Origin of the sequence: Helicobacter pylori, from assembly GCF_003637665.1 — a bacterium.
GTDB lineage: Bacteria > Campylobacterota > Campylobacteria > Campylobacterales > Helicobacteraceae > Helicobacter > Helicobacter pylori_CK.
This window is the reverse complement of the sequence record NZ_MVWR01000009.1, coordinates 1-25,540: the sequence shown is the minus strand read 5'-3', so window position 1 is coordinate 25,540 and position 25,540 is coordinate 1. Positions and strand designations below refer to the sequence as shown.

Sequence of the window (25,540 nt, the reverse complement as noted above, 5' to 3'; positions counted from 1 at the left end):
TAATAATCTCGCTCTAAAAGTTTAGAATAAGGAAAAAATACCTTATTTTTAAAAAGAGTGGTTGGAAAAATTGATTTTCTTTGCTTTTTGGATAAGTCTTACTTAACGCTTTTTAATTTTTTAAAAGTGGGGTTTTAGTCGCCTTAATTTAAGATTTTATTTTATGGTAGAAATTTATTTTCTTTAAGGGAACAGAGGGTATCTAAAATAACACCCCTAAAAACCCAAGACCGCTTAAGAAGATACCACCTGACTTGGTATCAAGCTCTTTAATTCTTAATTATAAAAATGCTTTTAGTATTTTTTATCTTTTAAGAAACCCACCTAAAACCCAGTGCCGGTTTAGTCAGTGTGGTAAGGGCTACTAAAATCTTTGGGCGTGTAGCACACTTCTTTCTCTACAAACAAGCGTCTTTAATGCAAGCGACACGCAAAGCGTCAAAATAAGTCTCAACACTAGCGCAACCGCCGAGTAAAGAAGATCCAATGAACACGCTATTTCTAATGGTTTTCATTTTATATCCTTTTGTTCTAAAATTTTTTAATAACTTAAATACTTTAATCATGCGTTTATGATAATTAAGATTTATTATGAAAAAAAAGTAAATGGAACTCAAAGCAACTAAAATAGCACTCTAAATCCCAACCAGAAACGCTACCCTTTGTAATCCTTGATAATTTTTGCTATAATAAAGCCCTAACTGAAATTTCTCCTTTTATTTTGGTTAGGCTTCTTGAATTAGAATTATAGTAGGTCTTGTTACACCCACCTTGTGTTATTAACCGCACAAGACAAGATCAATCCTTAAAAAAACAAACCTTTCCAATACAGCTTGATTGTCAGCAACATCCCTTATAGCAGTAAAAGCCCTTTAATAAGGCTAATAAAGGGCGGTATTTCATTATAGAAGCGTGAGTCATCTATACAAAAAGAGTTCAAACATTCAACCAAACATTTCGCTGATTTCATATTTTTTAGCGGCTTTATCCTTAAGCCATAGCGCCACTTCTAAAGCCCCTTTAGCAAAAATAGATCGGTTAGTCGCTGTGTGGCTAAGCTCTATGTATTCGCCTTCTAAATAAAACCCTATCGTGTGCTTCCCAGCGACATCGCCCCCCCTTAAAGCGGCTATACCAATGCTTTCTTTAGAGCGCAAACCCTCTCTATGAGTGATAAGAGCGTTTTTTTCATCATACCCCCTAGCCTTAGCGCAAGTTTGATACAAACTCAATGCAGTGCCGCTCGGGGCGTCTTTTTTAAGATTGTGGTGCGTTTCTACAATTTCAATATCTGCATCTTTTAATTTCAAAGAAGCTAAAAAGGCTAATTGATTGAGCATCACAATCCCAATAGACATGTTGTGTGCATGCAAAAGCGGTGCTTTTAAGGCTAATTGTTGCATTTTTTCTAGCGTTTCTGTTTCTAAACCGGTCGTGCCAGAAACTAAAATTTTAGGGCATTCTAAAAGAGCCTCTAGCAAATGATCCACGCCTTTAGGTAAAGAAAAATCAATCACGCATTCGCATGCCCTCACAAACGCTTTTAAATCATTGGTTACTAAAGGGGCGTGTGAAAAAGAACTGAAATCCGTTTCGCATTTTTGCCTGACAAACACGCTAGATAGCGCTAATCCCTTATACCCCCCTTTTAATTCTTCTAAGAGCAGTTTCCCTATACGACCGCTCGCTCCATAAACACCGATTTTCATGCACTTTCCTTGCTTTTAAATCTTACAACCCCATTTTAAAAGGGTTTAAAATATTATTAGGATCAAGGGCTTTTTTAATATTCCTAAAAAGCTCCATTTCACTATGATTGAACGCTAAAGGCATGAATTTGGCTTTAGACAAGCCTATGCCATGCTCCCCGCTTAAAGTCCCCTCCAAACTAATAGCAGCCTGAAAAATCTCTTCCATAGCCTTATGCCCTTTTTCTAAATCCCTTTTAGGATCTTCTAGCATGATATTCACATGCACATTGCCATCGCCCGTATGCCCAAAACAAGGGATTTTAAAGCCGTATTTTTGGCTTATTTTAGCGACTTCTTGCAACAAACTCGGCAAACTTGCCCTAGGAACGGTTACGTCTTCATTCAATTTCTTTTTACCATAAACGCTAATACTTTGAGAAGCGTTACGCCTTGAAAACCATAAATCCTGCTCTTCTTGTTCGTTTTGAGCGGCCTTAAAATCCACGCAACTATTGGCTTTGAAATGCTTTTCTATCTCATTGAGTTGCCATGCAATCTGCTCTTTAACCACGCCATCCACTTGAGTGATGAGTATCGCTCCAGCGTCTTTGGGTAAGCCTTTAGAGAATCGTTCTTCAACCGCCTTGATGCTCAAATTATCCAAAAATTCCATCGCCACAGGTGTAACGCCGCTGCTCATTGTCTTATAAACGGCGTTCATGGCGTCTTCAATATGGTTAAAAACCCCCATCGCGCTTTGTTTTAGGGGCGGTTTGGCTAAAAGCTTTAAAGTGATCTCAGAAATCACGCCCAAACACCCCTCACTAGCGATCATCAGCCCTGCAACATTAAAACCGGCGACATCTTTGATCGTTTTTTTGCCTGCCCTTATGATTTCACCATTCGCTAAAACCACCCTTAAAGCCATGACATAGTCTTTAGTGATGCCGTATTTAGCCGCGCGCATGCCACCGGCATTTTCAGCGACATTCCCCCCCAAAGTGCTTTGATTTTCACTCGCTGGATCTGGGGGGTAGAAGAGATTCAATTTTTCCACTTCGTTTTGGAAATGCTTGTTAATCACGCCCGGCTCGACTCTAGCGATTAAATTTTTAGTGTCAATCTCTAAAATCTTATCCAAATGCTTTTCTACGCTTAAAACTAGCCCCCCGCTCACGCTCAACGCCCCCCCTGTAAAACCGCTCCCAGCCCCCCTAGGCACAACGATGATGCGGTGCTCGTTGCAATATTTTAAAATCTGGCTGATTTCTTGCTCGTTTTTAGGGAAAATCACGCCGCTAGGCAAATGTCTTTCTTTAGTAGCGTCATAGCAATAAGCGTTCAAATGCGCTAAATCGGTGAAAAAATCCTCTCCCCCTACCAAGTTTTTAAAATATTGGATGTGTTGTTGGTCTAACATGTTATTTTTTACCCGCTTCTAGCGCCTTTCTTCGCTCTTCAAGCTCTTTTTCATCTCTTTCTTGATGCTCTCTCGCTCTTTGTTCAAATTCTCTCGCTCTTTGTTCGGCTTTGGCTTTTTTCCTTTCTTCTTTCAAGCGGCGTTTTTCTTCTTTAGAATTTGGTTTTTTCTCTTCTTTAGAAGCGTTGTTCTCTTTAGGAGCGTTTTGTTTTTCGCCTTGTTGGGTGGCGTTATTTCCATTATCTGGCTCTTTAATGGCTTCTTGCTTGATTTTTTGCTCATTTTCTTTGGCATTGATTTTTTCATTGCCTTTATCCATTTCTAAAGCCTTTCTTCTTCCTTCAGTCTCTTTTTCGTCTCTTTCATCATGCTCTTTTTCTCTTTCTTCAAATTCCATAGCCTTTTTGGTGGCTTTGGCTTTTTTCCTTTCATCTCTTAAATAGCGCCTTTCTTCTTTAGAATCAAGTTTGCGCTCTGCTTTTTGGTAGTTTTTCTCTTCTAAAGTGGGAGCGTTTTCTGCACCTTGATTGGCTTTTTTAGGCTCTTTAATGGCTTCTTGCTTGATTTCTCGTTTAATTTCTCTAGAATCAATCCTTCTTTCTTGCTTTTTAATCCTCACTTCTTTGCGTTTTTCTTTTTTCACTAAAGCGTCATAGTAAGCGAAGTAATTTTTAGACTGACTGCCTGAAAAAAGTTTCCCTAGCGTGCCTGCATCAATGCCCTCAACCCTAGAAAAAAACGGCGTAGAAGTTTTAGTAACGCCGCTTGTATCCAGCTCTCTTTTTTCTAAAATTTCAAAACTCTCACAGCTTAAAATATTGAGCGTGTTCGTGGTTACAATATAAATCACCCCCACGCTATAAACATTGCACGCTTTCCTTAAATTAGCGATTTTTGGGTCAAACCCATTCAAAAAAGTAACCAACAAATCAGAACTAATAAAATTAATATCGGTGTTAGTCGCTCTGATTTGCTCATAGAGTTCATCATTAGGAGCGATTAAAAACGCTTGGTTGTTGAATTGCCTAAAATAGACTAAATCCCCCTTTCTAGCGACCATTCTTGGAGTGGGTAAATGCCTTTGTTTCATAGACTCAAACGCTCTGAATTTAGCCGTTGCGACGCCATTTTCAACGGCAATAATGACCACTTCAGAATTAACGATTTCATAATCTGAAAGTTTAGTAACGACAAAACCAAACTCCCCCACTTGCAAATCATGAGCCGGAAAACGAATGATTTTTTTAGGCAAATCCACAAATTCTATACTCACTCTTAAGGGTTCTTGCCAAGAGGCTGATTGCAAGCTTATAAAACTCATTAGAAGAAGTCCTATCAAAAGCCTTAACATACAATTCCTTTTAAACATTTTTAAATTTTTTTAAATGCCATAAAATGGCTAAAGACAATCCGGTGGTTTTAGCGTATTGAAAATCCATTATAAAATCAAGAGCTTTTGATCGCTCTAAAAACAGCACTTCAATCTTTTCTGTATCAATCCCCCCACCCTTTGAAACTTTCAAATCCGCGCACACTTCAGCGTAATAGAGCGTTTGCAAACTCCCACTCAACCCGGTCGCGCTATAAAATTGGCCTATGGTTTCTAAATTTTTGGGGCTAATTTGATAACCGCATTCTTCTAGCGCTTCTTCGCAAGCGATTTCTTCTAAACTCTTATTAGCTTTATCCACAAGCCCCGCACACAATTCATAAGTGTATCCGTCAATATTTTGATCTTGATCGCGCTTAAAATGAAAATGGCGTGCATAAATGGCTGGGCGGAATTGTTTCACAATCACAAAGCAATCGGATTCTTTTTCATAGAGTAAAACCGCCACGCTGTCTAAAGACTTAATAATATCCCATGTTTTCTTAGTATTCTCTTCATTATAATGCATGCGTTTTAATTCTATGAAATTAGAGCTAGAACAAGGCTCTAAATACACACTAGAATCATCTATTAAAGATTTTTGATTGAAAGCATTCTTAAAATAAGACATTAAAAACCCTCTAAAAGATAAAATGAATTTTTTTCAAAGGAATGGGTTTTAAAAAGTTCTTCTAATTTTTGCTTAGAATGCTGAGCTTTTTCTAAAAAAATCTCTCTTTGCTTGCCATGCAATTTGCTTTTAGCGGTGCGGATATAGCCTAAAGGATTAATCGGGCGGGAGTTTTTATACACGCCAAAATGCAAATGCGGCCCGGTGCTTAAACCGGTGCTTCCCACTCTGCCTATGATTTGCCCTTTTTTAACGAACGATCCTTTTTTCAACCCCTTAGCGAACGCACTCATGTGAGCATACACCAAGCGCAATTCATTCAAATGGATTTCAACCACTTTCCCATACCCCACCTTAACCCCTATAAAACCCACACGACCATCTGAAGCAGAATGGATCAAACTGCCATGTTTAGCCGCATAATCCACGCCGTAATGAGGCCGTTTGACTTTTAAGACAGGATGGAATCTCCCATAAGAAAAAGGCGAAGAAATGCGGGTGTATTTCACCGGGGTTTCTAGTAAAAACCCTGCCACTTCTTGTGCTTTTGAATCGTAATAACGCCCGTTTGAATGGGAAAAGAGATAGTATTGGTTAGAGCGAGAGCTAACCATTGCCATTTTGATAGTCGGCTGGCCAAACACTTGCCCCACACGATAATCTCTTGTATAAACGATAGCGATTTTATCGTTTTTTGCCAGGCGTTTAAAAGGCACGCTTTTTTTATACGCGTTCATCAATTGGTTGGCTAAAAGGGGGTCATTGGTGGCTTTGACAATATCTTGATAGGGCGAAGTTTGTAAAGAAAGAAGCAAAGTTTTTTCTTTACGAGTGAAGATAATGGGGATAAAATCTAAAAAATAATCCTCCCCTTTTTTGTAAATATGGATTTGCAAATCCTGGCTTATAGGGATAAGGGCTTGAATGAGCGTGTTGTTAGCATCTCTTAAGGTGTAGTAGGTAACATTGCTTTGGATTTCAGCGCTCAATTCTTTATCTTGAGAGCTCAGGTTGTAGTAGAGTTTTTGGGGGATATGGTTTTTTTCTAAAAACCCTAACAGCGTGAGCTTATCCCACACAAGCCTTTCACCCACCAATAAAGTTTGCTTTTTAGCCATTTCATCGGCTTTTAAAAGAACCCCATAGGATAAATGGAATAAAAAAGCAACCATTAAAGAATAGATAAAATTTAAAATAATTTTCTTATGAAAAAATACCATGCAGTCGTTTAATGCCTTCAATCAAATCTATATTTTATTAGTATAACATAAGCCATTAAAGAAAAACGATACAAGTTTAAAGCCTAACCTTGTTTTTATAGCTTTATGAAGCGCGTTTTATTGATGCATGGTGGTTTCTCATAAATGGTTTTATCCCGCCTAGACCTTTATAGCGTTGGATATTCCCTTTCTAACAATTCGTATCATTGTTAATTTTGAAGTATTTTTTCTAAAATCTTTAACACATCGCTATGGTGCGCTTGGCTTAAAAGTCCAAAAATTTTAAGCATTTCTAAAAACATAAGAGCGTTGGTTTTATGGATAGTTAAAAGGGCATGTTCTTTGAGTGCAGCCGTTCTATTTAATAAGGGGGTAGCGGTTTTTAATTCCAAAATAGAAAAGCAAAAATACAGCATGGCTTGGGTTTTAGAGCCATATTGTTGCTCTCTAATAACGATTTCGCTCAATTGATTATCATTAAAAGAATGAATGAGCAAAGGATAAGAAATGCGTGAAAGTTCAAAATCCATGCCACCAAATTGATGCGATCTAAATCTTTCTCTTGTAATCATAAAATTATCTTCTATAAATTGTTTTTGTTTTTCTAAATATTTTAAAGTATTTTCTAAATTTTCTAAACTGATTAAATTTAATTGCTTAGCGTAATAAATCATTTCGCTCAATTCATAAAGGGTTTTTATTTTATTATTAGCCCCTAAAAAATGATATTTTTCATCTTTTAGGGTAGTGAGCTCAAATTTTTCTTTATCTTTAATGGGGACATCATAACCGATTTGCCACTCTACATAATGTTTTAAACTAAAAGGGATTTTTCTAGTCGCTGTTGAAATACCATAATCGCTAAAGGCATGTCTGATTTTCACACGCACTTTGCCTGAAATTGAAGTTAAAGGAATAGAAACCTCAATCGCTTTTTTATCATCATCAATCTTAATCAAACTCACAAGGGTGTCCTTGAAACAATTTTTTAAAATATTCTAAACGCGCTCTTTTATCTTTTAAAAAAGCGTCTTTAATTTCTAAAAAAGCGAAATGATCAATAATAATATCCAAATTACCAAAATAATAAGGGATTTTAGGAGCGATTTCCTTAAAATAATGGATATATTGGTAATAAATCAATTTGTCTTGACTGATATACACCGCATTAGCACTTGGCGCGTTTAAAAAAGTTTTGTTGCGTTTGAGAGCATTAATGTCTCGCATAGGGAAAAAATAGCCTACGCATGCCCCAACCTTTTTAGCGTTAGGGTATTTATCCACATAGTTAACTATATAGTCAAAATCGTTTAAGCATAGCGTCGTATCGCAATCAGTTGGAAAAATAAAACGCCTAATATCTGCATAGTCCATTCGCCCTCGCTCATATAAAGCTATCACAATAGGAAATTCGTTACTTTTAGTGAAAGATTTAGAAGAAACAACCAAAGCGTCTAAAAGCCTGTAATGATCCTTAAATAGCTTTAATTGTTTAAAATTGGCTTCTTTGATGAGGTAAGATAAAGGGTGTAACACGCAAATAAACGCCGGCTTTAAAATTGCGAAAGATTTTAAAAAACTTATCCCTAAATCCCTAGATTTCAAATCGTTGTCTATTTCAAAAATGAAATCTTTATTTTTAATATCTTGTTTGATAAAGGAGGTTCTATCGTTATAGGGAGGATTGCCCACAATGATTAAAGGCTCATCTTGGCTAACGCCATAATTTTCTCTTCTAGGATTGGCTAAAGCGTTTATCATTAAAGCACCACACTTAGGGTCAATATCCGCTCCTATTTTTTTAGGGTGGTGGAGTTTTAAAAACTCTTTATTGCCACAGGCGGTGTCTAAAAGTGTGTAGTTTTCAATACCAACATGCTTTTTTAAAAGCTTGTAAGCATAATCCACTAAATAAGGGGGCGTGTAGTAAGCCCCTAAATTCACGCTCTCTTGCTTGGTTAAATGTTTAGGGGTTCTAATCAAAATCCCTTACACATCTAGCTGTTTCACATCTTTAGCATGCACTTGGATAAAGGCTCTTCTAGGCTCTACTTCATCGCCCATGCAAAGCGAAAAGACTGCATCGGTTTTTTCCAAATCTTCAATTTTGAGTTTGATTAAACTGCGGTTTTCTTTATGCATGGTTGTTTCCCACAAATCATTAGGGTTCATCTCGCCTAGCCCCTTATAGCGCTGGATATTCGCTCCCTTTTTAGCGTGGTTTTCCACTTCTTCTAAAAACGCCAAAATATCCTTATTTTCTAAGAAATCTAAATTATACTCCATAAGCTTTTGGTAAGTGTAATGCGCTTCTTCAAACAACACTTCTTTAAAAAGGTTGTCATCTAGGTTAAATTCCACCAAGCCCTTAGGGGTTTGTGCATGCAAATTTAAGCTTTCTTCAGTAGCAAAAGAGCGTAAGATCTGATAATTCAAGCCCTCTAATTTTTCTAAAATGCTTTTTTCTAAAACTTTCATATCAAGGCTTAAAGCGTCCTTAGTCTCAATGAGAAAGCGTAAAATTTCTAGCAAGTTGTAGCGTTTTTCTAATTCCAAAAGCGCGTAGCGGTAATGGCGCGCCACTTTTAACAAATTCATCAAATCGTTCTTGCCAATCCCTTCAATATCCACCGAATTGATGCCATGTTCAATTAAAAAATGATCCAAAGCGACGCTGTCTTTAAGATAAATTTCTGTCTTGCCTTTCTTGTATTTATAAAGAGGGGCTTGAGCGATATAAACATGCCCTTGCTCAATCAGCGGGCGTAAATAACGATAGAAAAAAGTCATCAGCAAGGTTTGGATATGGCTCCCATCCACATCAGCGTCGGTCATGATAATGATTTTATGATAGCGCAATCTTTCTATATCAAAACTCTCTTGAATGCCGCACCCAAAAGCCGTGATCATGTTTTTAATTTCTTCTGATTTTAGGATCTTTGACAAATGGCTTTTTTCCACATTTAAAATCTTACCTTTTAAGGGCAAGATCGCTTGAAAAACCCTATCGCGCCCTTGTTTAGCGCTCCCGCCAGCACTATCGCCCTCCACTAAAAAGATTTCACTCTCTAAGGGGTCTTTACTCTGGCAATCGGCTAATTTTCCAGGCAAGGTGCCGACACTCAAATTATCTTTTTTCCTGGTAAGCTCTCTGGCTTTCTTGCTGGCTTCCCTGGCTTTTGCAGCTAGTAGGGCTTTATTGGCAATGATTTTAGCTTCGTTAGGGTTTTCTTCTAAAAACTGATGGATTTTATCATAGACCAATTTTGAAACCAACGCGCGCGCATACGAACTGCCGAGTTTGGATTTAGTCTGCCCCTCAAATAACGGCTCGCTCATTTTCAAGCTCACAACAGCGATCAACCCCTCTTTAATGTCTTCAGAGATGGGGCGCGACTCTTTGGTTTTAATATTATTGTCAATATATTGTAAGATCGCCTTAGACAAGCCCATTTTAAAGCCCGCCTCATGCGTGCCGCCCTCAGAAGTTTTAATGTTATTCACAAAGCTTAAAGTGTTTTCATTGTAATCATCAGCATACGCTAAAGCGACTTCTATAGAAGTGCGCGTTTCTTCGTCCATGCTTTTAAACGCAACAATGGGGGTGAGCAATTCTTTTTTAGCGCTGTCTTTAACGAATTGTTTCAAGCCGTCTTTATAGAAATAAGTTTCTTGCAGTTGGGTTTTTTCTTCTTTAAAAGAAATTTTTAAGCCATCATTAAGATACGCCATTTCTTTGAAGCGTTTTTGCAAAATACCCGCTTGAAATTCAACGACCTCCATCACGCTTTCATCAGGGAAAAATTCAATAATTGTGCCGCTTTCTTTAGCGCTTTTGGTTTTGCCAATGATTTCAAGCTCGCTAATGGGGATACCCTTTTCAAACTCTTGGCGATAGATTTGACCCTCTTTTTTAATGGTCATAATCAAGCGTTTGCTCAAAGCGTTCACAACCGAAACGCCCACGCCATGCAAACCGCCTGAAACTTTATAAGTATCATTATCAAACTTGCCTCCCGCATGCAAAATCGTTAAAACCACGGTGCAAGCGGGGATTTTTTCCGTGGGGTGAATATCTACAGGAATACCTCGCCCGTTATCTTCTACAATGCATGAACCCTCACCAGTCAAAGTGATATTAATCGTATCGCAAAAACCCGCCATGCTCTCATCTACAGCGTTATCCACGACTTCATACACCATGTGGTGCAACCCACCCACATTGGTATCACCAATATACATTCCAGGGCGTTTCCTAACCCCCTCTAAGCCTTTTAAAACCTTAATACTATGGCTCTGGTAATTTTGCATTCAATCAAGCCTTTATAATGTGATTGGCATCATCAAAGTGGAAATTTTAGCGCTCAAGTGGCTTTGCTTTTCATCAAGAGACTCTTGGATCAAAAAAGGCGAAGAAGGCTCATTGCATTTTAAAACGAATTGCGTTGTCCCTAAAGCGTTCAAGGCTTCAAGGAAAAATTTAGCGTTCACGCCCAAATGAAAGGCTTTTTCAATATCCAAACCTTTTTCAATCTCAACAGAGGTTTTAGCCGTTTCGCTATGTTCAGAATCCAAAGATTCAAACAAAGCGTTGTTTTTTTCTAAAGTGAGTTTAATGGTGGAGCTTAAAGAACTGCATAACTTAATGCTCTCTTTAAATTCTTCCTTGCCTAAAGTGAAAGAAGAAGTGTATTCTTTGGGGAGGATTTTTTGATAATCAGGGTAATTCCCATCAATGAGCTTGGTGAAAAAAGTGTGCGTTTCGTTTTCAACCACCGCTAACATGCCATCGCTTTTAAAACTGAAATTTTCATAAAAAAGCTTAAGGATTTCTAATAAAGCCCTTTTAGGTAAAATACAAGAGATGTCTTCTTCAGTGGAATGGATAGAGACTTTTTCTAACTGCGTGTAAGAGAGCCGTTTGGTATCCGTGCCTACTACTGAAAGGGTTTGATGTTTTTGATCAAATTGCATTAAAATACCGGCTAATTCCCTTTTATGGCTGGTTTGCTCAATCACAGGAGCGATCTTTTTAAACGCATCTACCAAAAAAGGGGTATTGACTTCTAAACTCACTTTTGGCTCAATAACAGGGAATTCAGGGAACTCATCAGCGTCAAACATGGGGAGTTTGAAAGAGCTTTTATTTTGTTTGATCACCAAGCTGTCATCTTTAGTCTCTAAAATAATGTTAGAGTCTTTTAAACATGAGATAATATCCAAAAACTTTTTCCCATTGATCGTGCCAACACCCTCTTTATCGCTAGATTGCGTAAAAATATAGCTTTTTAGCCCAATATCTGAATCGCTGGCTTTTAAAAAAAGCTTTTCTTTAATGACTTCTAAATGGATGTGTGAAGCGATAGAAGAAGCGTCCTTTTTATCCAAAAAAGCTTGCAAGTAGCGCAAAGTATTTTCTAAATCGTTTTTACTAACACTGATTTTCATAGCTGAATAATCCCCTTGAATTTTTGGTCTTAATTATAGCATAAAAGAACGCTTTTTTAAGGGTTCAAGCGTATTCCTACCCCTATACGATTGGAAAAAACATCGTATTCATACAAGCCATCGCCATAGCCGTTAAACCACTGCGCATAAATCCCCACAAAAGGGTTAATGCGGTAGGTATAGCCTAAGCGGAAAGCTCCATGCCAGCGATCATAACGCCAGTATTGCGTGAAAATATCATAAAGTTGCAATTCAAAATGATGGCGCCCTCTCCTGTAATCAATTTTAGCGTTACCATACCCCATGTAATCAATCAAATTAGGGTTGGATTGATCATAAGGGACATAGGGCCAATAAGCGACCATGATTTTTAGGCCTCCCTTTTCCCACACCAAACGAAACACAGGGCGTTGCCCCGCGCTCACCGAACGACACCCCCCCCAGCGCACATCTTTTTGCCCGTTATAATCTTTAACGATTACAGGCCCTCCTGGGAATTGGTTTTCAGGATTACCTTCTTTATTAAAAGGCTGGTAACATTGCGCGCCTCCCACGCCATTAGAAATGTGTTGCCAACCTATCCAAATTTCAGAAAAATTCCCTATTTTACCCCCAAAAGGTTTAAAATTAATAGGATAAACATAGATGAGTTCAGGCATGAAATTGATCATTCGCATGGGAGCGGATTGGGGGTCATTGTAAATTTGAAACCAGTTAGTTTGGGTATAAGCCAAATAAAGCGTGCCTTTAGTCCAAAGAATATGCCTAAATACAGGCACTCTAAAACTGATTTGGAACTTAAACTCATTGCGTTGATAGGGGTTGATATTGGGGTGGTACCATTGAAAAATGGGGGTGAAACTATGATAAAAAGGCAGAAAATAAGTGCCTAGATAATCCATCATGTTTAAATATTTTTTAGCAAAATCCACCCAAGAATGTTCTTTTGGGGCTTTTTGTGGAGGGAGATACCAGGCATTGGACAAATCGTTTTGCGTTTTAATAATGTGCAAATCCTGTTTGCGCAAATAGTAGTTATAATCTATCTTAAAATTATCTTGTGAAAATTTTTTGCCTTCTAACTGACAAACTACAAAAATCATAAAGAGCCAAATGCTTTTCATCAAGCATCCTTATTTCACTTAAATTGCAAGATGAAAATCGCTAAAATCACTACAGGCGCGATAAAACGAACGCTAAAATGCCACGCTTTGAAAGCGTTTGCATTAAAAAAATGCTTTGTGGCTAAAAAAGAACGCTTTTTATTTAAAATCCATCCTATAAACAAGACTGAAAACAAGCCTCCCAAAGGCATTAAAAATGAAGAAGTGATGAAATCCAGCCATCCGAACACGCTCTTATGAGCGAGGCTTAAAAACTTAGCGTATCGTTCATTCATAGAAAGAATAACTAAAACGCCTAAAACATACACAACAATCCCTATCCATAGCGACGCTTTAAGGCGTGAAAAATTAAAACGATTGATTAGATAAAGCGCTAAAGGCTCTATCAAAGAAACCGTAGAAGTGATCCCGGCAAAAACAAGCGCCATAAAGAAAAAGAGCGAGACAATCTGCCCGCTTATCCCCATTTTAGCGAAAGTCAAAGGCAAGGAAATAAAAACAAGCCCTGGCCCTTGAGACACATCTGCATGGTATTCAAACACAAAGGTGAAAATCATCACCCCAGCAATCAAAGAGATTAAAATACCGGGCAAGACAATAAATAAAGAGCTTTTGAACAGATTTTCTTTTTTGGGCGTAAAAGCTGAATAAGTAATAATCGTGCCTACCCCCAAACTCAAAGAAAAGAACATCTGCCCCAAAGCGTCCATAACAACCTTAAAATCAATCTTTTGAATCTCAAAATTAAACAAAAAGCGCAAAGCTTTAGGCATGCTTTCTAAAGTCATCGCATAGATTAAAAGCCCTATGAAAATCACAAACAATAAGGGCATCAGCACTACATTTAATTTTTCAATCCCCTCTTCAATCCCCCTAGAAACAAACCATATTGTCGGCAACAAGCATGCACTAAAGCCAATAACAGGCCAGATTAAACTGCCATTTTGGAGCATGCTAAATTGCATTTTGGCTTGCTCTAAATCTTTAGGCAAATCAAAAGTTACCACAAAAAGATAGTAAAGCACCCAGCCTAACACCACCGCATAAAAGGATAAAATGAGAGGGCCGCCTAAAATAAAAAAAGAAGTGAAAGGGTAATATTTTTTCCTTTTAGGATCTAAGATTTGATAATTAGAAACAACATCTTTTTTACCCAAATTCCCAATCAGCATTTCCACTAAAAGCATAGCAATGCCTAAACTCAAGGTTAGCACCAGATATAAAAGCACAAACGCGCTCCCCCCATTATGGCCTACCATATAAGGAAAGCGCCAAATATGCCCTAAACCGATAGAGCTACCCAAAGTGGCTAAAATAAAGCCTAACTTAGAAAATTTTCCCATGCCAAATATTTTAATAAATCTTGCTCAACCAAATAGAAAACACAATTAAAGGGGTGATGTATTTAAGCAAGAAATACCAAGTTGCAAACAATTTAGGGCCTAAAAAGTGCGTGCTCAAAAGACGCAATTTTTCTTTTTTCAAAACCCAACCCATAAAAATAAAGGTTGCCATCCCGCCTAAAGGCATGATAATGGTGCTTGAGGCAAAATCCAACCAATCAAAAAGACTTTTTTCAAAGAAAGTGAGATAGTCTTTATAATCCTTATGGAGCGAGAAAATCAACACCACGCCTACCACAAAAATTAGCGCTACAAGACCCCAAGTAACCTTAAAACGAGAGTATTGATACTTTTCGGTAAGATACATCACGCTTGGCTCTAATAAAGCCACCGTAGAAGTGATGCCAGCAAAAGCGAGCGCGAGCAAGAAAAGAATTGAAACAAGAACGCCTATCGCTCCCATTTGGCCAAAAACCACCGGTAAAGAAGTGAAAATTAACCCTGTGCCTTGTGAGACATTCGCCCCATATTCAAACACAAAAGTAAAAATCATAAGCCCTGCCACAAGAGAAATTAAAATCCCTGATAAAACCACCCAAATGGTGCTTTTAAGCAAATTCTGCGTTTTATCCGTAACCGCAGCATAAGTGATATTGATCCCTAAACCGATGCTTAAAGAAAAGAAAACCTGCCCCAAGGAATAAGTGAACACTTGAGAAGTCAAATCTTTTGGCTTGAAATCAAACATGAAATGGAAAGCTTTAGAAAAAGAATCCATGCTCATCGCATAGAAAAGCAAACCAAAAAAAGTGGCAAAGAGCAAGGGCATTAAGACTAGATTGAGTTTTTCAATCCCTTCTTTAATCCCTCTAGAAACAATCCATCCGGTTATGAATAAAACGCTAAAAAGCCCAATGGATTGTAACCCTATAGACTGCAAAGTTTGAGTAAAAATTTGTTCAGATTCTTGGATATTGTTAGGCAAATTAAAACTAACACTCACCAAATAATAAATCACCCAGCCTAAAATCGTGCCGTAAAAAGTCAGTATTAAAGGCCCAGAAATAAGTAAAAGCCCTGCGTATTTCCAGCGTTTTTTAGGGTTAAGGTCAAGTTCTTTAAAAGCTTCTATTACATTTTTTTGCGTGCTTTGTCCTAATAGCATTTCAGCGATAAACATCGCCGCACCAACGCTTAAAGATAAAAATAGAAACAATAAGACAAAAGCACCCCCACCACTCACCCCAGTCATATAGGGGAAACGCCAGATATGCCCTAAACCTATCGCGCTCCCTAATGCGGCTAAAACAAATCCTAATTTAGAAAAATGATTACCCATATCTTAACTACCAAACTCCTTGTCAATGATTAAAATTAAAGAGCGATGTCCTTAATCGTCCAACTATTGCTGTATCAGTTTTTTAAAATCTTTAAAGATCTTAAGATTTAAGAAAAAACCCACTTTAAAAATACCTAAAAAATATAGAGCAACGCCCCTAGATTATACTATAGTTAAGTTACATATTGTATAATTTTAAGAAAATTTCATTATTTAAGTAAGGGGAATTAATGCGCTGTAGGGTATATTACGAAGATACCGACTCTGAAGGCGTGGTCTATCATGCGAATTATTTGAAATATTGCGAAAGGGCTAGGAGCGAGTTTTTTTTTAAACAAAATGTCTTGCCAGAAAATGAAGAAGGCGTGTTTGTCATCCGCTCTATCAAAGCGGATTTTTTCACCCCCGCAAGCCTTGGCCAGGTCTTAGAAATAAGAACGCAAATTAAAGAATTAAGAAAGGTTTTTGTGGTGCTTTTTCAAGAAATTTATTGCATCCAAAACGCTTCTTTAGAGCCTATGAAGCCTTTTAAAGTCTTTGCTTCAGAAATCAAGTTTGGCTTTGTCAACCGCTCTACATACAGCCCTATTGCCATTCCTAAATTATTTAAGGAGCTTCTTAGTGCCGTCTGATTCAGAAAAACCCACCATTATTTACCCTTGCCTTTGGGATTATAGGGTGATTATGACCACTAAAGATACAAGCGTGCTAAAAGAGCTTTTAGAAACCTACCAACGCCCCTATACATTGGAATTAAAAAACACTTCTAAAAACGCTAAATTTTACAGCTTTAATGTTTCTATGGAAGTTTCAAACGAAGCAGAACGGAACGAGATTTTTCAAAAAATTTCACAATTAGATGTTGTGGCGCATGCGCTTTAATCCTTTAAAACAAACGCTTTAAATTTTTCACCCCTTTCTTTATACGAAGAAAATTGATCCAAACTGGCTGCGCTGGGTGAAAGCAAAGCGACTTCATTTTGTAATAAAACGCTTTTAATTTCTTGAACCGCTCTTTCTAACTCCAAACAAACCTGACAAGAAACATTAAATTCTAACGCTAAGGCTTGGATGATAAAAGCGCTTGATCCTATGGCATAAAGGCTTACTTCATGGTTTTTAAATTCTTCAAAAAGGGGGGTTAAATTGACTCCTTTAATATCGCCCCCTACAATCAAATGGATTTTTTGGTTCTTAAAGGTTTTTAGGGCTTGTAAGGTGGCATCAATATTCGTGGCCTTGCTGTCATCTACCCACAAACGCCCTTCTTTATCCCTAAATTCTTCCATTTTGTGCGAGCCGATTTTAAAAGCGTTCAGTCTTTTAAGGGCGTTTTCTTTGTAGTCTTGCCATTTTAAATTCTTTATTTTTAAAAATTGCTCATAAACTAAAAGGGCTAAAGCAGCGTCTAATAAAAACGCTCCCTTAAAAAAAAGAGCGTTGGAAGGGATTTCTAAACGCTCTAAAACCTCTTCGCTTTTGTCAAAAAAGATTTTTTGCGCTTGCGAGTTTTGAATAATGGGGTGTTCTTTGAATTTTAAAGGGAGGATAGCGAGCGAAGTTTTAGGCATCAACGATAAAACCTTGAGTTTAGCGTCCAAATAATTTTCAAAATTGCAATGCCAAGTCAAATGATCGGCTTCCACATTGATGAGCAAGTAGATTAAAGGGTAAGCCTTGTTAGTGTAATGCAAAGAAAAAGAGCTTGTTTCTAACACCCACAAGGGCGATCGTTTTTCAAACAATTCAATCAAGGGCGTGCCGATATTCCCCCCACTCACAGCCTTAAAATCTTCTAAAAGCGTGGTGAGCATTTCTGTCGTGGTGGTTTTACCATTAGTGCCGCTAATGCTTATCATCGTAGGCGTGAAGGAATGATCAAACAAGCTATCAATATAATCGTATTCGCTCATTAAATGCTTGGCTTTTATGACTAAAGGGTGCGTGAAACTAATGCCCGGGCTGACTATCTCTAGTTGGGAATTATTAGGGTTAAAATCCTTACTGGGATAACAAAGAAAACCCTCGCTATCCTTAAAAAATGCAGTGAATTGATCGTCAAAAAATTTGACTTCGTTAGGGTTTTTTTTAAAAAAACGCCCCAGGGCTAGAGTGGTTTTGCCATGCCCCAATAAAGAGATTTTCATTTTAACGCACCTTCAAGCTTAAAAGAGCGACTAAATTACTCAGCATGGAAATGATCCAAAAACGCACGATCACCTTATTTTCTGCCCAGCCCTTTTGCTCAAAATGATGATGGATGGGTGCCATTAAAAAAAGGCGTTTTTTACGGGTTTTATAACTCCCTACTTGCAAGATCACAGACAGAGTTTCTATTACAAAAATAGATCCCATTAAAACGAGTAAGATTTCATTATGCGAAACAATAGCGTTATAAGCGATAAACCCTCCTATTGCCAAACTCCCGCTATCGCCCATAAACACGCTTGCTGGGTTGCAGTTATACCACAAAAAGCCAAAGAGCGATCCCACTAACGCTAGCGAAATCACAAACAATTCCCCCACATCTATGACTTTAGGATAAAGCAAGTATTTAGAAAATTCCGCATTCCCTGCCACATACACAAAGACAGAAAGGCTTAAGAGGGTGAAAATACTAGGCACGCTCGCTAATCCGTCTAAGCCGTCGGTTAAATTCACCGCATTGCTCGTGGATAAAAAAACCAACACCCAAAAACCAACCGCTAACATCGTGGGCATTTCAAACAAGGGGTTTTTCAAAAACGGCGCGTATAAAAAAGTGTCTAACCCTTTAAGGCTCAATAAAACAGACACCATAAGCGAAAGGATAAAAAGCATGCCAAATTTCATTTTCGCGCTCATCCCGGCGTTATTTTGCTGGTTGATTTTAGTGTAATCGTCTCTAAAACCCACAAAACTAAAACCCACTAACACGATTATCCCCAACAACACATAAAGATTGCCCAAAGACGCACACAACACGCTCGCAACAATGGTTGCAAAAACAAACACAATCCCCCCCATTGTAGGGGTATCCTTTTTATTCTGGTGGCTTGGCACGAAGCTAGAAATGGGCTGGTTAGCCTTTTTAGCCTTGGCCCATAGAATGAATTTAGGCATTAAAAAAAGCGTGAGGAAAAAAGCTATGAAAAACCCTAACCCTGCTCTAAAAGTCAAATACTGGAAAAGATTGATATTAAAATAGCCATATAATAAAGAATAGAGCATAAAATCCCTTGTGGTAAAATCGCCATGCTTGAAATTTAGAAAAAAAGAAAATTGTAGCGCAAAGTAGCGCCAATTGGTTTACTTAAAAATAGCATGAATAAGGTATGATAGAAATCCAATTTAATTTTTAGGAGTCTTTTATGGAGCGTTCGCTTATTTTTAAAAAAGTTAGAGTTTATTCTAAAATGTTGGTTGCTTTAGGGCTTTCAAGCGTGTTGATCGGTTGCACGGTGAATCCAAGCGCTGAAACAAAAACACCAAATGGCACCAAAAAACAACAACCAGTTCAAACTCATGAAAGAATGAAAACAAGCTCTGAATATGTTACGCCGCTAGATTTTAATTATCCGATACATATCGTTCAAGCCCCACAAAACCATCATGTTGTAGGTATTTTAGCGCCACACATTCAAGTGAGCGATAATCTAAAACCCTATATTGACAAGTTTCAAGACGCTTTAGTCAATCAAATCCAAACTATTTTTGAAAAAAGAGGCTATCAAGTGTTGCGTTTTCAAGATGAAAAGGCTTTAAGCGCGCAAGATAAGAGAAAGCTTTTTTCCGTTTTGGATTTGAAAGGGTGGGTAGGAATCTTAGAAGATTTGAAAATGAATTTAAAAGATCCCAATAATCCTAATTTAGACACGCTAGTGGATCAAAGCTCAGGCTCTGTGTGGTTTAATTTTTATGAGCCAGAAAGCAATCGTGTAGTCCATGATTTTGCTGTGGAAGTGGGAACTTTTCAGGCAATGACCTATACTTACAAGCATAGCAATTCTGGAGGGCTTAATTCTTCAAACAACATTATCCATGAAGATTTAGAAAAAAATAAAGAAGACGCGACGCATAAGATTTTAAACAGAATGTATGCCGTTGTCATGAAAAAAGCTGTAACAGAACTTACAGAAGAAAATATTGCCAAATACCGAGATACTATTGACAGAATGAAAGGCTTTAAAAGTTCTATGCCTCAAAAAAAGTAGTTCTTAAACGAACCATTTAAAAATTAGCCTTAAAATCAGTCTTTTTAAAGGCTATTTTAAGTATAATGCAAAGTTTATTTCAATAATTAAGGATACACAATGGCAAAAAGATGCGCTTTAACTTTTAAAGGGCCTATGATAGGCAATCATGTCAGTCATGCGAACAACAAAAATAAGCGTCGCTTACTCCCTAACTTGCGATCGATTAAGATCCAATTAGACGACGGCACGACTAAACGCATTAAAGTGGCTGCTTCCACTTTAAGAACCATGCGTAAAGGGGCTTAGTTTTTAGAATTTCTATCCATTTTGATTGTAGGGGTGGTTTTGGTGTTTTTGATAACCTTTTTAAAACTCCCCTTGAGATCTAAACTTCTTTTTGAGATTAAAACACAGCCTAAATTAGGTTAGCGTTTTGATTAAATTTAGAGGTAAACGCTTTCAAAAGAATTTATTTTGATCTAGGAATTGGTTTTGTTTGAAAAGTTGAAATTTTTTAAAATCAAAAAAGACGATGAAATCCAGCCAGAAGTCAATTTAAATTCTGAAATCTATGAGCAATTTAAGGTCTTTAGACTTCCGCTTATTTTAATCCAACTGCTTGTGCTTTTAGGCACTCTGGGATACTTCGCCCTAGAAAATTATAGCCTTATGCAAGCTTTCTTTCAAACGACTTACACCATGACAGCTACAGGGTTTGGCGCTTTAAATGAAAGCCAGTTTGGGCCTATAAGTATTTTTTTAACTTCCATTTTAATGTTTTTTGGGGCAGGAATCATTGCCTTTAGCGTGGCTATTTTAGTTAGCGTGGTCAATAAAGGCACGCTTACCAGATTGATTAAGGAGAAAGGTATGATTTATAAAATCGCGCGCCTTAAGGATCATTATGTGATTTGTTACCACAACGAATACACCATTGAATTGAGCAAGCAGTTCCGCTCCGCTCAAATCCCTTTTGTGGTCGTGGATAATGACCCTAGTTTTGAAGAAGAAGCCATTAAACACAAATACCCCTACTACATCATAGGCGATCCGCACACCAATTTAGCCATGCTAAAAACCCACTTAAGCAGCGCTAGGGGTGTTGTGGCTTTGTCTAAGATTTTACCGGTGAATGTGGCGTTAATGGTGAGCGTGCGCTTGTTTGAAAAGGAATTAAAGCGCAAACCTTACTACATCATTGCGAGCGCGCATAGCGATGAAGGCTTAGAAAAATTAAAAAAATTAGGGGCTGATATGGTGGTTTCCCCTACAAAGCTCATGGCGCAGAGAGTGAGTGCCATGGCGGTGCGTCCGGATATGGAAAATATCTTAGAGCGCTTTATCAATAAAAAAGACACGCTTTTAGACTTAGAGGAAGTGATTGTCCCTAAAACCAGCTGGCTTGTGTTAAGGAAATTAAAAGAAGCCCATTTTAGAGAGATCGCTAAAGCGTTTGTGATTGGTATCACTCAAAAAGATGGCAAATACATCCCTATGCCCGATGGAGAAACGATCATTGCAAGCGAATCCAAGCTATTAATGGTTGGCACTTCAGAAGGCGTTGCGACCTGCAAGCAACTCATCGCTAACCATCAAAGACCCAAAGAAGTGGATTACATTTCATTGTGATTGATACAGCCCTTTTTAAAAAGGCTTAGTTCTCATCAAATACGGATAATAAAATCTAAAATACTAAAAACATTTTTTACAATCAATAGCAAAGAGCTTGGCGTTAGTCAAAAAATTTTAGCCATTCATGTTTGATGAGAACAGATCCAAGATTTAAACGGATTTGAGGCTTATTTTTCTCACACCCATACGCTCAATGAGAGTTAATGTTACAACCCTTTTAAATCCCTCTTTGTTGAGAGGATTTTTAAACTTTTTTAAACCATGTTTTAATTTGTTCTGTGATTTGTTTCCTAAAATCATTGCATTTTTGAAGCGTTACCCTAAATTTCGTGCAAAATAAATCTTCATTAATCTCCCAATCTAAAATTTTACTCTCCTTTCTTGCTTTTATCTAGCGCATAGTCGCTCAAGTCTTTGATTTTCTGCTCCCATCCGCCTTGGATATAAATAACATTGCGTATATAATAAGCTCCTATGAATAAGCCGCTAAACTTCGGCTTTAAGGTTTCTAAAAGTTCGTTAAATGCGGTTTTTTTCGCTTCAGTAATCTCGCTTGTGGCTTGGTTTTTTTCTTGCGTGATGTTGTTTAAAGCTTCTTGTTTGTCAGCGTTAATTTGCGTTGTAGCGCTTTCTTTCGCTTCGTTAATGTTGTTTAGCGCTTGTGTTTTATTGGTGTTGATTTCGTTGTTAGCGCTTGTTTTAGCTTGCGTAATCGCTTCAAGGCTTTGGGTCTTGTTTTCTGTGATTTGATGATTAGCGTTATCTCTGGCTTGGTTTAAAAAGATTTGATAGCTCGTTAAAAGCCTTGTCGTGATTTCTATCATTTGATTTTCTAGCTTTTTAATCTCGTTTTTGATGTTTTCAGCGTTAGCGTTTAAGATGTTGGTTACTTCTTGCTCGTTAGATCGCATGCTCGTATTGAACTCGTTAAAAAAGCGCTCGTATTCTTTCATTTTTGATTTCAAGCTCTCGCCGGCGTTAGATAGCCATTCAATAGAATTTCTTAAACTACTATCGATCTCATTCGCGTTCTTGAAAAAATCCAAACTCAAAAGCACTTCTAAAATCCTAACGATGCCTTTAAGGCTTAGTTCCACTTGATCCGTAAAAAGCGCGTTGCTATGTAAGGCGTTTTGTAGTTGCTTTAAAAGCTCGTTAGTGATTTCTTTGACCTGTGGTTGCTCGGTAATCTCTAAAGTGCTATTAGGTAGATTAGGGTAATTCATTTTTTATCTCCTTTTAAAAACTTCTCATGAGCGTTAAACTTTTTTTCTAACTCTGGCAATAGATCCAGTAATTCCCTGCTCTCCTTGCTGCTTTTGCCGCTTTCAATGCCGTATTTAATGAAATCAAATATATTGATTTGATGAATAGGCTTGCTCGTTCCTGAAAAAATATCGGCTGCGTTTTCTATCATTCGGTCTTTAGCTTTTACTAAAAACTCATAAAACTGCGCGCTAGGGTTTTCAAGGCGCAAAAAGCGTGCAAAAGAACTCCCTAATAATTCGCTTATCACGCTGTGGTAAGCGTCCTTGTTTTCTTTAATGAAAGCATTCATGCCGTTTTCATCTGTGCTATTGACTAAGTAGTCAATATCATGCGCTAACTTGCTGAAATTATCGGCTCTGTTACCGCTTTCAAGCATTTTAGCGGTAGTGTCTAGCGCATCGGTTAGATAAGGTGAAATCGTGAAATTTTTAATCGTGGTGTCGTTATTGAGATTGTGAAAATTCGCGCTGTTATAGGAAAACATTTCCTTAAACGCTTTAAACTGATCTCTGTCTAGATTTTTATAAGCGTTATCAAACACTTCTAAAAAGCTATTATTAGGGGTGTTTCTGGCGTAATGGCTTAAAAGGGCTAGGTTAGCGTTTTCTACTTGGTTATGACTTGGGATTTTAGCGTCTCTTTCTAACACTCTTGCAACCTGATTAGCTAAATTCTCCACGCTGTCGCTTTCAAATTTAGGCGCTAAATGCTTCAATTTGTCGTTATAGCTGCTCATCGCGCTTAAAAGCGTATCGCTAAAGCTGTTCGCTCGGTTTTCGTTAGATTTGCTCGCTAACTTGAAAATTTCTTTATCGTTTAATTCCTGCTCTGGCATTCTAACTAAAAGTTCATCAGGCTTCAATTCAATGTTGAAATTTTCCTTAATCGCTTGTTCGTATTTTTTTCGGCTTTCTGCGTTAAAGTTTAGCATGCCTTGGATGCGGTGGTTTCCTGCGATCACTTGCCCGTCTCTTAAGATAATGGGCAAATCATCAAAACCCCCGCGTCCTATAATCAATTTAGGATCAAAGCGCTTGGCTATCTCTTCTACTTTCTTGCTATCCACTGAGGTGCGTGTTTGCGTACCTGTGTTTTTGAAATTGGGCTTTAAATCGGTCTTATTGACGATTACAAACTTTAAGGGGTGTATTTCATCATCGTTTAAGCTAACGCTCGTTTTAGGGGCGTTTTCTGGCTCTTTATAAGGTATGTTTTCACTTTTGGCGATTTCTCTGTCTAATTCGCTTTTACCTAGCGTGGCGTTTTTTTGCGCTCTGATTTTATCTCTCAATTCGGCTTCTTCTTTATCTTTAATCTTTTGGGCGCGTTCTTTTTCTGCTTTAGCTAATCTTTCGCTTTCTAGTTTCTTTTTCTTCTCTAGTTGGCTTTTTTCTAATATAGATAAGGGCGGTTCTTGACTCGCTAAGCTTTCTTTAGTAGGATTGTTTTCATTAAGGTTTAAGGCACTATAGTTGCTATTGTCTTTATAATCGTTAGAAAGTGGCGGTTTGGTTTCTAACTCCCTTAATACTTTTCCATCCCTCTCGTAGCTAGTAACCACAAAATGATTATTTAGGTTGTTATTATCCCATGTGTTTTTTAGCCACACTCTTATGTTATTTAATTCCACGCGAACGCGCCCTAAATCGTCTTTTAATAATGTTCCGTTCTCAATGACTTCAGGGATAGATTTTAATAGCTCATCGGTTCTTTCTTTAATTTTCTCTGTGTTTAATCCTAATCTTGTGTATTGTTTTTCTCTCTTTTCTAAGATGTGCGCTAATCCATAACCGTTGCTCTCTTTAGTCTTTGGCGTTCCCCAAACTAAATCAATATACCCTAAACCTTCTTTATAAAACGCTCCTGCTACAAAACCTTTTTTAGTTTCTAAAAGCTTGTTAATCGCTCCTAATCCATCATTTTTAAACTCGCTATAATTAGGTCCCCATTGCGTTTCAAGTTTTGGTTTTTTACTCCCTTTCTCGCTCTCTTTTTGCATGTCCTTGACGGCTTCTATCAAGCGTTTTAAGGTATGGTTATTTTCGTTCGGATCTCTATTGGCCATTAAAAGGTAATGCGCAAAATCGTAAATATCAATATCCTTAAACTCTTTACTATCAGGGTTAAACATATCCTTCGTAACATCTGCGATCTTAAATTCTTTCAAGCCTTTTTTAATGTTATCGCTTCTTAAGGCTTCAAATAACGCTTTGCTCGGATCATCAAACCTCGCAAATCGTGCGATCGCTCCTCCTAAAATCTCGCTGATATCACTAGTCGCTTGATCGCTCTTTTCAAACATCTCTAAAGAACTCGTTTTATAAAATTTCTCGCTCAAATCTTTCAGGCTTTCGCTTGTTGTTTGATAATTCTTTAAATTGGCAAAACTGCGATCCATAATATCGCTTAAATAAGCGTTCAGGCTTACCTTAGGGAAATTCATATCGTGGATTAAATTATGAAAGCTTCCGGCGTTATCTACAAACATTTTTTTGACTTTTTCATAGCTTTTAATGTCGTTAGAAAATTCTTTCTGCCAGCGGTTAAGTAATTCTATCCCTTGCGTTTTAGTCCTTGGCATGTTAAACATAAGCAACGCTAAATTACTATCGCCTACATTAGGATGAGTAGCCTTATCAAAATTAAGGTTTTTAGCAACGATGTTTTTAAGTGAATAAATGCTATCAGCGTCTAATTTTTGGTTTAATTCTTTCAATTTCGCTTCATAGTGGCTTAAAACCGCTATCGCATGATCGCTCTCGCTATTAAAGCGTCCTTGATTGCTTGAAGCCGCTAAATTGTTGATCTCGGTGTTGTTTAGTCGGTTGTGTGGCACTCTAACTAACAACTCGTCCGGTTTCAAGTCTATGTTATAGTAT

At 37.7% G+C, this 25,540-nt stretch carries 21 protein-coding genes and 2 pseudogenes; 5 read left to right on the top strand and 18 right to left on the bottom strand.

Annotated features, from left to right (window positions below; all coding sequences use genetic code 11):
• Positions 1–342: 342 nt before the first annotated feature.
• The 14 genes and pseudogenes from EAL49_RS06290 to EAL49_RS06225 all read right to left on the bottom strand — a co-directional run bounded on the left by EAL49_RS06290 (position 343) and on the right by EAL49_RS06225 (position 15,585).
• Positions 343–515, bottom strand: a pseudogene (locus tag EAL49_RS06290) (urease-enhancing factor).
• 264 nt (positions 516–779) lie between these two features.
• Positions 780–970 (bottom strand): annotated as a pseudogene (locus tag EAL49_RS08475) (hypothetical protein).
• Positions 945–1,709 carry a 4-hydroxy-tetrahydrodipicolinate reductase gene (gene dapB / locus EAL49_RS06280; protein ID WP_120829528.1) on the bottom strand — a complete coding sequence of 255 codons (765 nt, stop codon included), beginning with the start codon at positions 1,707–1,709 and terminating at the stop codon, positions 945–947. The pseudogene EAL49_RS08475 and the gene dapB overlap by 26 nt, the downstream one beginning before the upstream one ends.
• A gap of 22 nt (positions 1,710–1,731) precedes the next feature.
• On the bottom strand, positions 1,732–3,111 hold the full coding sequence (gene glcD / locus EAL49_RS06275; RefSeq protein ID WP_120829527.1) for a glycolate oxidase subunit GlcD: 1,380 nt from the start codon (positions 3,109–3,111) through the stop codon (positions 1,732–1,734).
• 1 nt (position 3,112) lies between these two features.
• Positions 3,113–4,462 (bottom strand): plasminogen-binding protein PgbA, encoded by a 1,350-nt coding sequence (pgbA, locus tag EAL49_RS06270; RefSeq protein WP_120829526.1) that lies wholly within the window; start codon positions 4,460–4,462, stop codon positions 3,113–3,115.
• 10 nt (positions 4,463–4,472) lie between these two features.
• Positions 4,473–5,111: an NUDIX hydrolase gene (locus EAL49_RS06265; protein ID WP_033741661.1), complete on the bottom strand. Its 639-nt coding sequence runs from the start codon at positions 5,109–5,111 to the stop codon at positions 4,473–4,475.
• Positions 5,111–6,331 (bottom strand): peptidoglycan DD-metalloendopeptidase Csd3, encoded by a 1,221-nt coding sequence (gene csd3, locus EAL49_RS06260; protein WP_120829525.1) that lies wholly within the window; start codon positions 6,329–6,331, stop codon positions 5,111–5,113. The genes EAL49_RS06265 and csd3 overlap by 1 nt, the downstream gene beginning before the upstream one ends.
• A gap of 209 nt (positions 6,332–6,540) precedes the next feature.
• Positions 6,541–7,296, bottom strand: coding sequence for a R.Pab1 family restriction endonuclease (locus EAL49_RS06255; protein ID WP_120829524.1), 756 nt, complete (start codon positions 7,294–7,296; stop codon positions 6,541–6,543).
• Positions 7,283–8,275, bottom strand: a complete 993-nt coding sequence (locus tag EAL49_RS06250; protein WP_120829551.1) for an adenine methyltransferase — start codon at positions 8,273–8,275, stop codon at positions 7,283–7,285. The genes EAL49_RS06255 and EAL49_RS06250 overlap by 14 nt, the downstream gene beginning before the upstream one ends.
• Before the next feature lie 45 nt (positions 8,276–8,320).
• A complete protein-coding gene (gyrB, locus tag EAL49_RS06245; RefSeq protein WP_120829523.1) occupies positions 8,321–10,642 on the bottom strand; it encodes a DNA topoisomerase (ATP-hydrolyzing) subunit B in 2,322 nt (773 codons plus the stop codon).
• 12 nt (positions 10,643–10,654) lie between these two features.
• Positions 10,655–11,779: a DNA polymerase III subunit beta gene (dnaN, locus tag EAL49_RS06240; protein WP_120829522.1), complete on the bottom strand. Its 1,125-nt coding sequence runs from the start codon at positions 11,777–11,779 to the stop codon at positions 10,655–10,657.
• Positions 11,780–11,835: 56 nt separating this feature from the next.
• The gene (locus EAL49_RS06235; protein ID WP_120829521.1) at positions 11,836–12,903 is read right to left on the bottom strand and encodes a phospholipase A; all 1,068 of its coding nucleotides are present in this window, start codon (positions 12,901–12,903) and stop codon (positions 11,836–11,838) included.
• 14 nt (positions 12,904–12,917) lie between these two features.
• Positions 12,918–14,246 (bottom strand): sodium-dependent transporter, encoded by a 1,329-nt coding sequence (locus EAL49_RS06230; RefSeq protein WP_120829520.1) that lies wholly within the window; start codon positions 14,244–14,246, stop codon positions 12,918–12,920.
• Positions 14,247–14,256: 10 nt separating this feature from the next.
• Positions 14,257–15,585: a sodium-dependent transporter gene (locus EAL49_RS06225; protein ID WP_120829519.1), complete on the bottom strand. Its 1,329-nt coding sequence runs from the start codon at positions 15,583–15,585 to the stop codon at positions 14,257–14,259.
• Positions 15,586–15,815: 230 nt separating this feature from the next.
• Between EAL49_RS06225 and ybgC the strand changes: the two genes are divergently transcribed.
• Positions 15,816–16,217, top strand: a complete 402-nt coding sequence (gene ybgC, locus EAL49_RS06220; protein WP_001203800.1) for an acyl-CoA thioesterase YbgC — start codon at positions 15,816–15,818, stop codon at positions 16,215–16,217.
• Positions 16,207–16,467, top strand: coding sequence for an HP0495 family protein (locus EAL49_RS06215; protein ID WP_120829518.1), 261 nt, complete (start codon positions 16,207–16,209; stop codon positions 16,465–16,467). Before ybgC ends, EAL49_RS06215 begins: the two co-directional genes overlap by 11 nt.
• Here the strand turns inward: EAL49_RS06215 and murD are convergent.
• Both murD and mraY read right to left on the bottom strand, forming a co-directional pair.
• Positions 16,464–17,732 carry a UDP-N-acetylmuramoyl-L-alanine--D-glutamate ligase gene (murD, locus tag EAL49_RS06210; RefSeq protein ID WP_120829517.1) on the bottom strand — a complete coding sequence of 423 codons (1,269 nt, stop codon included), beginning with the start codon at positions 17,730–17,732 and terminating at the stop codon, positions 16,464–16,466. The genes EAL49_RS06215 and murD overlap by 4 nt on opposite strands.
• Before the next feature lies 1 nt (position 17,733).
• The gene (gene mraY, locus EAL49_RS06205; RefSeq protein WP_120829516.1) at positions 17,734–18,795 is read right to left on the bottom strand and encodes a phospho-N-acetylmuramoyl-pentapeptide-transferase; all 1,062 of its coding nucleotides are present in this window, start codon (positions 18,793–18,795) and stop codon (positions 17,734–17,736) included.
• Positions 18,796–18,935: 140 nt separating this feature from the next.
• Here mraY and EAL49_RS06200 point away from each other — a divergent pair, with 140 nt between their 5' ends.
• The 3 genes from EAL49_RS06200 (at position 18,936) to EAL49_RS06185 (ending at position 21,389) form a co-directional block, all read left to right on the top strand.
• Positions 18,936–19,778 carry an HpaA family protein gene (locus EAL49_RS06200; RefSeq protein ID WP_120829515.1) on the top strand — a complete coding sequence of 281 codons (843 nt, stop codon included), beginning with the start codon at positions 18,936–18,938 and terminating at the stop codon, positions 19,776–19,778.
• A gap of 99 nt (positions 19,779–19,877) precedes the next feature.
• Positions 19,878–20,066 (top strand): 50S ribosomal protein L28, encoded by a 189-nt coding sequence (gene rpmB, locus EAL49_RS06195; RefSeq protein ID WP_001118998.1) that lies wholly within the window; start codon positions 19,878–19,880, stop codon positions 20,064–20,066.
• 186 nt (positions 20,067–20,252) lie between these two features.
• The gene (locus tag EAL49_RS06185) at positions 20,253–21,389 is read left to right on the top strand and encodes a potassium channel family protein (RefSeq protein ID WP_000461980.1); all 1,137 of its coding nucleotides are present in this window, start codon (positions 20,253–20,255) and stop codon (positions 21,387–21,389) included.
• Between the two features lie 371 nt (positions 21,390–21,760).
• Here EAL49_RS06185 and EAL49_RS06175 read toward each other — a convergent pair whose 3' ends face one another.
• Both EAL49_RS06175 and EAL49_RS06170 read right to left on the bottom strand, forming a co-directional pair.
• Entirely contained in the window at positions 21,761–22,618 is an 858-nt protein-coding gene (locus tag EAL49_RS06175) for an ATP synthase subunit B family protein (RefSeq protein WP_120829514.1), read from the bottom strand.
• On the bottom strand, positions 22,615–25,540 hold a 2,926-nt coding region (locus tag EAL49_RS06170), incomplete at its 5' end, for a putative barnase/colicin E5 family endoribonuclease (RefSeq protein WP_423750155.1). The genes EAL49_RS06170 and EAL49_RS06175, both read right to left, overlap by 4 nt.